This window comes from Deltaproteobacteria bacterium (assembly GCA_026712905.1).
GTDB lineage: Bacteria > Desulfobacterota > Binatia > UBA9968 > JAJDTQ01 > JAJDTQ01.
Genome location: JAPOPM010000134.1, coordinates 1 through 7,170 on the forward strand (window position 1 = coordinate 1; position 7,170 = coordinate 7,170).

The 7,170-nt window shown below is 65.1% G+C and carries 8 protein-coding genes; 2 read left to right on the forward strand and 6 right to left on the reverse strand.

Translation table 11 applies throughout. The annotated features are described in order from the left end of the window. Together OXF11_10445 and OXF11_10450 are read right to left on the reverse strand one after the other, a co-directional pair. Window positions 1-1,553, reverse strand: a 1,553-nt coding sequence (locus tag OXF11_10445; GenBank protein MCY4487517.1) for a thiamine pyrophosphate-binding protein, incomplete at its 3' end; no start/stop codon positions are given. Between the two features lie 160 nt (window positions 1,554-1,713). Then, complete coding sequence (locus OXF11_10450; GenBank protein ID MCY4487518.1) at window positions 1,714-2,364, reverse strand: TetR/AcrR family transcriptional regulator; 651 nt, start codon at window positions 2,362-2,364, stop codon at window positions 1,714-1,716. Window positions 2,365-2,537: 173 nt separating this feature from the next. Between OXF11_10450 and OXF11_10455 the strand changes: the two genes are divergently transcribed. Together OXF11_10455 and OXF11_10460 are read left to right on the forward strand one after the other, a co-directional pair. After that, window positions 2,538-3,548 carry a hypothetical protein gene (locus OXF11_10455; GenBank protein MCY4487519.1) on the forward strand — a complete coding sequence of 337 codons (1,011 nt, stop codon included), beginning with the start codon at window positions 2,538-2,540 and terminating at the stop codon, window positions 3,546-3,548. 41 nt (window positions 3,549-3,589) lie between these two features. Beyond that, on the forward strand, window positions 3,590-3,910 hold the full coding sequence (locus tag OXF11_10460) for an NIPSNAP family protein (protein ID MCY4487520.1): 321 nt from the start codon (window positions 3,590-3,592) through the stop codon (window positions 3,908-3,910). Between the two features lie 15 nt (window positions 3,911-3,925). Here OXF11_10460 and OXF11_10465 read toward each other — a convergent pair whose 3' ends face one another. The 4 genes from OXF11_10465 to OXF11_10480 all read right to left on the reverse strand — a co-directional run. After that, on the reverse strand, window positions 3,926-5,284 hold the full coding sequence (locus tag OXF11_10465; protein MCY4487521.1) for an MmgE/PrpD family protein: 1,359 nt from the start codon (window positions 5,282-5,284) through the stop codon (window positions 3,926-3,928). A gap of 33 nt (window positions 5,285-5,317) precedes the next feature. Further along, window positions 5,318-5,611 (reverse strand): hypothetical protein, encoded by a 294-nt coding sequence (locus OXF11_10470; GenBank protein ID MCY4487522.1) that lies wholly within the window; start codon window positions 5,609-5,611, stop codon window positions 5,318-5,320. A gap of 46 nt (window positions 5,612-5,657) precedes the next feature. Continuing rightward, a complete protein-coding gene (locus tag OXF11_10475; GenBank protein MCY4487523.1) occupies window positions 5,658-6,383 on the reverse strand; it encodes a hypothetical protein in 726 nt (241 codons plus the stop codon). A gap of 312 nt (window positions 6,384-6,695) precedes the next feature. After that, window positions 6,696-7,170, reverse strand: a 475-nt coding sequence (locus tag OXF11_10480) for a paraslipin (protein ID MCY4487524.1), incomplete at its 5' end; no start/stop codon positions are given.

The following is a 7,170-nucleotide window of genomic DNA, read 5'->3' on the forward strand; positions in this document are numbered from 1 at the left end:
TCGCCGGGCTCGGTGACGCGCAGGCCGGCGGCGCCGAAGACGCGCGCGTACTCGTCGAAGGGCGGGTTGCCGATGGTGTCGCCGATGTAGCGTTCGTCGTAATAGAACTTCTGGTAGGCGCGTTCGGAACCGTAGTTGAAGTTGTTGAGGATGATGCAGGTGGTCGGGATGTTCTCGCGCACGGCGGTTTCCAGTTCGGCGCCGTTGTAGAGGAAGGAGCCGTCGCCGCTCAAGGTGACCACGGGGCGCTCCGGGGCGGCGAGCTTGGCGCCGAGGCCCACCGGGTAGCCGATGCCGATGGCGGCGAGGCCCTGGGGCGCCAGCAGGCTCCGCGGGCGCTCGAAGGTCTGGTACTCGTAGACGTAGCCGGGGCCGACACCGGCGTCGATGGAGATGATGGCGTCCTTGGGCAAGACCTTGCTCAGGGCGGCGTGGGCCCGGCGCGGGTCGATGGGGCGGCCGTCGAAGCGGGCCGCCCGGTTCCGGTGCTTGTCCTGCGCGGCGCGTACGGCGGCGGCCTTCCTGAGCCAGCCCACGCGCGTCCCCCCGTTTTGCTTCACCGCCCGCAACAGCGCCTTGACGGCGACCCGGGCGTCGGCCTGAATGCCCACGTCCGCGGGGTAGACCCGGCCGATGTGGTTCCGGTCCTGGGCTACGTGAATGAGCCGGGTTCCGGGAGCGAAAAAGTCCGGGTGCCAGAAGGTGGTGAGGTGGCCCAGGCTCGTGCCCACGGCCAGCACCAGGTCGGCTTGCTTGAAGAAGGCCTGGGCCTCGGGCAGCGCGCCGCGGCCGATGGTGCCGAGGTACAGCGGGTAGGACCGGGGCAGGACGTCGTCCCGGCCGGTGGAGGACATGACGGGCGCGCCCAGGCGCTTGGACAGCGCTACGACTTCATCGCTGGCTTCCGACCAGAGGGCGCCGCCGCCGGCCAACAGCACCGGCCGGCGCGCCTTCTCGAGCAGCCGCGCGGCCGCGGCCAAGGCTTCGGCGTCGGGCGCCGCGACAGCCACGTCGCTTCGGAAGAGCCGGCCCATGTCCGGCATCTCCACGTTCTCGTTCAACACGTCGCGCGGCAGGTCCAGGTGCACCGGGCCGGGTACTCCCGTCATGGTGCGCTGGTAGGCCTCCCAGGTGAGGGCCGCCGCCTGCTCGGGCTTGCGCACCTGCGCGGACCACTTGACCACCGGCCGGAAGATGGCCTGCTGATCGAGCTCCTGGGCCGAATCCCGGAACATGTCCTTCAGCATGGGCGCGCCGGTGATGACCAGCACGGGACTCTGGGCGTGGAAGGCGTTGGCCACACCGGTCAACAGGTTGGTGGCGCCGGGGCCGTTGGTGGCGATGCACACGCCGGGCCGGCCGGCGATGCGCGCAAAGCCGTCGGCCATGAGGGCGGCGGCCTGCTCGTGTCGCGTGGAGAGAAACTGTATGTCGTCCCGACCGTACATGCCGTCGAGTATCTCGAGCATGCACGAACCCACGACGCCGATCACCTTGCGGACGCCGAGTTGCGCCAGCACTTCGGCGACCGCATGTCCCGCGGTCATTTGCATGATGTGGTTCCTCCAGGGGGTCCGGTGCGCAAGGCGCCAGGTTCGATGCCTTTGAGGCTATCTCCGAACCGTAAAGGAGGCAGGCGGGCAAAACAAGCGTGCACGGACGCCGTAGGCGTCGGGCCGCGCCAGCATGGTCGATTTAGTGGGTATACGCGGACTACGTCAACGGCTCGCGCTGTCTGCCGTACAGCCGGAGGAACTTCCGCACGGCTCGTTCGGCCTTGTCCTCGATATCGGCTCCGGACGGTTTCTCGATCACCCCGAACAACCTTCGTGTATGCGCATCTCCGAGGAGGAGGGCGAGAAAAGTCTCCGCCGCGTCGTGCACATCGTCGATCCGGAGCACGCCGCGAGCCTCGCACCGTTCCAGATAGCCGGCGAAGGTACGCAACGTGGAATCACGGCCCAGTTTCGCGACGCTTTCGGCCAACGAGGGCGCCGAGCGCGCCTCGGCAACGGCAGCGCGGTCAATGGCGACGGCTTGCTCGTCAAGAAGCACTGCCGCCAGTACCCGGCCGAAGTCGGTCAATACGGACTCGACCGGGACTTCACGGTCGGGATACCCAGTGACTGTCATACGCGTACGCGCAGCGTTCCGGCGGACCACTGCCTCGAACAGCCCCAGCTTGTCCCCGAACCAAGCATAGAGCGTCTCCTTCGACGCCGATGCCCGTTGAGCCACCTCCAGCATGGTGGTGTCGCGATATCCCCGCTCTACGAGGATATCGGCCGCGATGTCGAGGAGCTGAGCCCGGCGAGGCACATGGGAAGCATTCCTTCTCTGTCGCTTCTTTGGAGATTTGTCCATTGGCGAAAAATATTCTCTATATATACGGACAATTCAAACACTCGCAACGGGGCCGAATGGTCAGGGGACAAACAAGACATGGAATCCACGGGGCACCTCTGGTAAGAGTGAACCGGAAGGAGTTCCCGCGGGGCTTCGGCCTGCGCGAGGATCCGTGACGAGAGGAGCAACGCATGGAGCCCAGCGGCATCATATTCACCGAGCGCCGGGAGCAGCCCATCAAGCAGTGGCCTTTCCCAAACAAGAAGGTGGGCGCCACCACCAAGGCGAAACGCCATCCGCAGACCCGGCGGTTCATGTTCATGCGGGAGGACCACGACCGCCGCAACCTGCACGACGGTCCGGTCAATCCCGACCGCCTGGAGACCAAGGACTGGGCGGGGGTAACCCGCACGATGAAGAAGGTGGCGCTGGACATGGGAGCCGAGATCGTCGGCGTGGCGCCCATCGACGAGTTCGACTACGTGCGCGGCACCAAGCCGCCGGAAGGGCACAAGGTCGCCATCTCCTTCGCCATCCACATGGACTTCGAGGAGATGAAGCGGCTGGGGCCCTTGGCGCAGATGGAGGTGCACAAGGTGTACTACCTGCTGTCGGACGTCTCCGTCCGGCTGGCCCAGTACATCCGCTCCTACGGCTACCATGCGGTGGGATATCCCAACGAGGGCGACATCCTCTTCATTCCGGTGGCGTGGAAGGCCGGCCTCGGCGAGCTCGGGCGTCACGGCTCCCTCATCACCAAGAAATACGGCCCGAGCGTGCGGCTGGGAGCGGTGACCACCGAGATGCCGCTGATTCCCGAGGCACAGCCGGCCAACTACGGCTTCGACGACTTTTGCCTGCGCTGCAATGCCTGCACGAACCTGTGTCCCGGCGATGCCATCGTGCCCGAGAAGCAGGACATCTTCGGCATCCTGCGCTGGCACGTGGACACGCCGCAATGCCGGCCCTTCTTCGAGCAGTACGAGGGCTGCAAGATCTGCCTGACGGTCTGCCCCATCAACGCCCAGACGCATGTGGCGCCCATGTACAAGGACCTGATGAAGGGGCTCATGCGGCGCAAGATCCCCATCCGGCAACTCATCGACGAGTGGCGGACGGAAGGCTTCAAGGAGTCCGAGGAGTTCGGCGAAGGCTGGGTTCCGGAGTTCGAGGACGACGGATCGGACAACGGCAAGGAGTAGCGCTGGCCGGACCCGGCGCCGCCAACACCAAAGGAGACTTCATGTTTTTTGAACTGCGCCAGTACAAGACCAAGCCCGGCCAACGCGACGCCTGGGTCAAGACCATGGAAGAGAAGATCCTTCCGTTCCACGCCGCCAACGGCGTCGTGGTTTCCGGAAGCTTCACCGGCCGGGACGACGACAACACCTACGTCTGGCTGCGCCGCTTCGACAGCCCGGAGCAGAAGGAAGCCTTCGCAAAAACCATCGCGGAGAGCGACTACTGGAAGAACGAAGTGGTCCCCGACATCCAGGCCATGCTGGACCGGGAAGCCATGGTGGTCACGGCGCTCGAAGCGACCGCGCTGTCGGTCATCAACTGAGAAATTCCCGGCCGGTCACTTCGACCCGCCCAGAAGTTCGCAGAGTTCGCGGATGTTCTCCACGCCCTCCAGGGCGTCGATGAGGTCGGCGACTTGCCCGACCCGCTCAGGGTCCAGCGCCCTGCTCGCGCAGGTATCGAACTTGTCCCGCAGCTCCGCCGCGGTCAGGGGCCTTTCGGGCCTGCCCCGTGAGTGGTCCACCCGCCGGCGCAACTCGCCGCCATCCTTGAGACGGACCGTGACATCGGCGGGGCGGGCGCCGTCCGCGGTTTCCACGAGGCCGTTGTCCAGCTCCATGACGATGCTTGCCGCGATGCCCCGGATGGCGGGGTCCGCCGCGGCCTCGTCCGTAAAGGTATCCAGCACGAGCGCCCCGTCGGCGAGGGCCCGCGCCAGGATGTAGGGCATGCTGAACTTGGACTGGATGCCGTTCGCCGGCAGCGCGTTCATGATCCGGTCGAAGACCTGGGCCGTCACACCCACCCGCATGGAATCCACCTGATCCGGCCGAAGGCCCTCTTGACGCAGTTCCAGCACCGCGTCCACCGCCGCGTGGGTCAGGCCGCCGCAGGGATACGGCTTGATGCTGACGCCCATGCCGGTGAGGTCGAAGCCGCGTCCCAGGCTCTCGAACGGGCTCGCGTCGCATTCGAGCCCGCGACCGAAGCAGTCGAACAGCCCCTTCCCTTCCTCCAGCGTCGCCGGACTGGAGGTGAACCCCTGCGCGGCCAGGCGCGCCGCCAGCACGCCGTTCTGGGCAGCCAAGCCGGAGTGCAGCGGCTTGGTCATGGTGGCGAAGTTCCACACCATTCCCGACGCCATGGAAGCGGCGATGCCAAGCGCATTGCGGGTGGCGCCGGCGTCCAGACCCGCGAGCCTGGCACAGCAGGCCGCCGCGCCCACCGTTCCGAAGCTCGATGTCGCGTGCCAGTGACCGTGAGTGGAGAGCTGCGGCATGGAGTGCGCCAGCCGCGACACCACCTCGAAGCCCGCGACGTAGGCGGCGAGGACATCCCGGCCGCTCGCTCCCGACGCTTCGCCCATGGTCAACACCGCCGGGATCAGGCCGGCGGTGGGTTGCCCCATGAGATAGCTGTGGTCGTAGTCCAGGGCATGGGCCGAGGTGCCGTTGCACAAGGCCGCCAAGGTTGCCGAGGTCCGGAACCCCTGGCCGATGGCCGTGGCCTCGGCGACCCGGGATTCCTGCCGCGCCAGCGCGCCGCAGATACGCGCGCTCTCCTCCTCCGAGCCCGCCAGCGCCACCCCGACGCAGTCCAGGAACGCCGCCTTCGCGGCAGCGACCACCTCCGGCGGCAGCCCGTCGAAGTCGCTGCCGGCGACGAATGCCGAGACCTTGTCTGCAAGCCCATCCATAGTGTGTTCCCTTTCACGCGGAAGCGGACGCCGTCACAACCAACCGAGAAACCGGAACAGCCCCGGCCGGTCCGCGAATTCGTCGATGGGGAGGCGCTCCAGAAACAGAATCCCCTTGGGCGTCACCGGCGGCACCTGCGAACGCACCGCGTAGGACCCGCCGGTTTCGGTCAGCCGAAAGCCGTCGTTGGAGAGGTCCACCAGGCCCTCGCCGGAAAGCAGGTCAAGGATCGTGCGCTCCGTTCCATCGAAACGCATCTCGATGTCCCCCGCCCGGAACGCGCGCACCAACCCCGCCAGCAATGCTACGGCCTTCGGATCTTCCATCGACGTCAAGCGTTCACGCTCGCGCGTTGGACACCGGCTCCTTCCGCTATCCAGGCTCTTCTTGGAAACGTTCGTACACATCGAGATCAAACAACCGCGCCGAGACGATTTCCGACATGGGGACAACGATCCTAAAGTCGTTCAAATCATCAAGTCGTTCCCCCGACACTTCCCGCTCCTCGTTCCATTCCGTAGGCTCGTCCAACTCTTCAAGCCATTCCTCAATGACATCGGAATAGTAGGTCGTGATTCTCAGTTCTTGAGTTTCAGGTTCTCGATATCCACTGGCCAGCGGGATAAGGGCGATGTCAGATTCGCCGTGGGCCTGGAGTCCGCTATTGAGCGCCAATCCGATGTAGGACTTCCCGCTCCGTAGCGAGAGCTCGACGAACAGTTGCCGTTCCGTCGACTCCGCCAGGAGTAGTTCTATCAGGTCGCCTTTGTCCCGTGCGGCTTGTCGGGTGGCCGTTCCTTTGCCGTGGAAGCGGTTCAAGACCAGTGGCGACGCGACCCCCAACATCGCGCTCAATACGGCGGTGCCCGAGTAGGAGAAAGGTACGAAGGACTTCCACAATACACCGCCAGACGGGCACACAGAGAATCCAAGTAAAGCGATGACGTAGGCAACCACAACCAGGACCGCGCCGGCGATAGCAGCCTGAAAGAAGAGGTGATAACCGGACGCACGTGCTGCGTTGAAACGCGTCCAGTTGCAATGCGTGAGGAACCAATAGCCCCCGAGAGCGGGAATCAGCAGCCAACCCAGTGCCAAGGTGGTTACTCGTTGGAGGAGCTATATCGCGCACGACATTACGTGCGGCAAGGCTAGTGTGGTGTACTCTCCGAAGCCTTCCGTTCACGCTGCCTGTTGGCAAAGTCCGCCATTCTCTTGACGGCGTCCCGCCCGCGTGTACTCCGCAGTAGTTCGTCAGCCTTGACGTAACGCTCGCCCCGAGATGTGTAGTAGACTGTCGGACGGTCTACCTCTGGCTCCTTTTTCCCCATGATCGGAATCCTCCGTACACCACCGTCTATATACTCATCCCCTCGGCTTATCAATCAGCCCTCAGAAGCCGATTTCCACCTACGCGTTCTGACCCGGAGTCTGGCTGCCTCCCCTCGAGGTGTGGGCGAGGACCGTGGTGGCGGCGCTGATCATCGAAGTGATGTCGCTCAGGTTCGCCGGAACGATGAGGGTGTTGCCCTCCTTGGCGAGGTTGCCGAAACGTTCGAGGTAGTTCTCCGCCACCCGGAGCTGCATGGCCTTGTCGCCACCCTCCGTGTCGAGGGCCTCGGCCACCTTCTTGAGGCCTTCGGCGGTAGCGGCGGCCACCGCCAGGATAGCCGCGGCCTCGCCTTCGGCTTCGTTGATCTGCCGCTGCTTGGCCGCTTCCGAGGCCTTGATGACCTGCTGCTTCTCGCCTTCGGCCTCGTTGATCTTGGCGTCCCGTTCGCCCTCGGACGACAGCACGGTGGCGCGCTTCTCGCGCTCCGCGCGCATCTGCTTCTCCATGGCGGAGAGCACGTCCGACGGCGGGTTGATGTTCTTGATCTCGTAA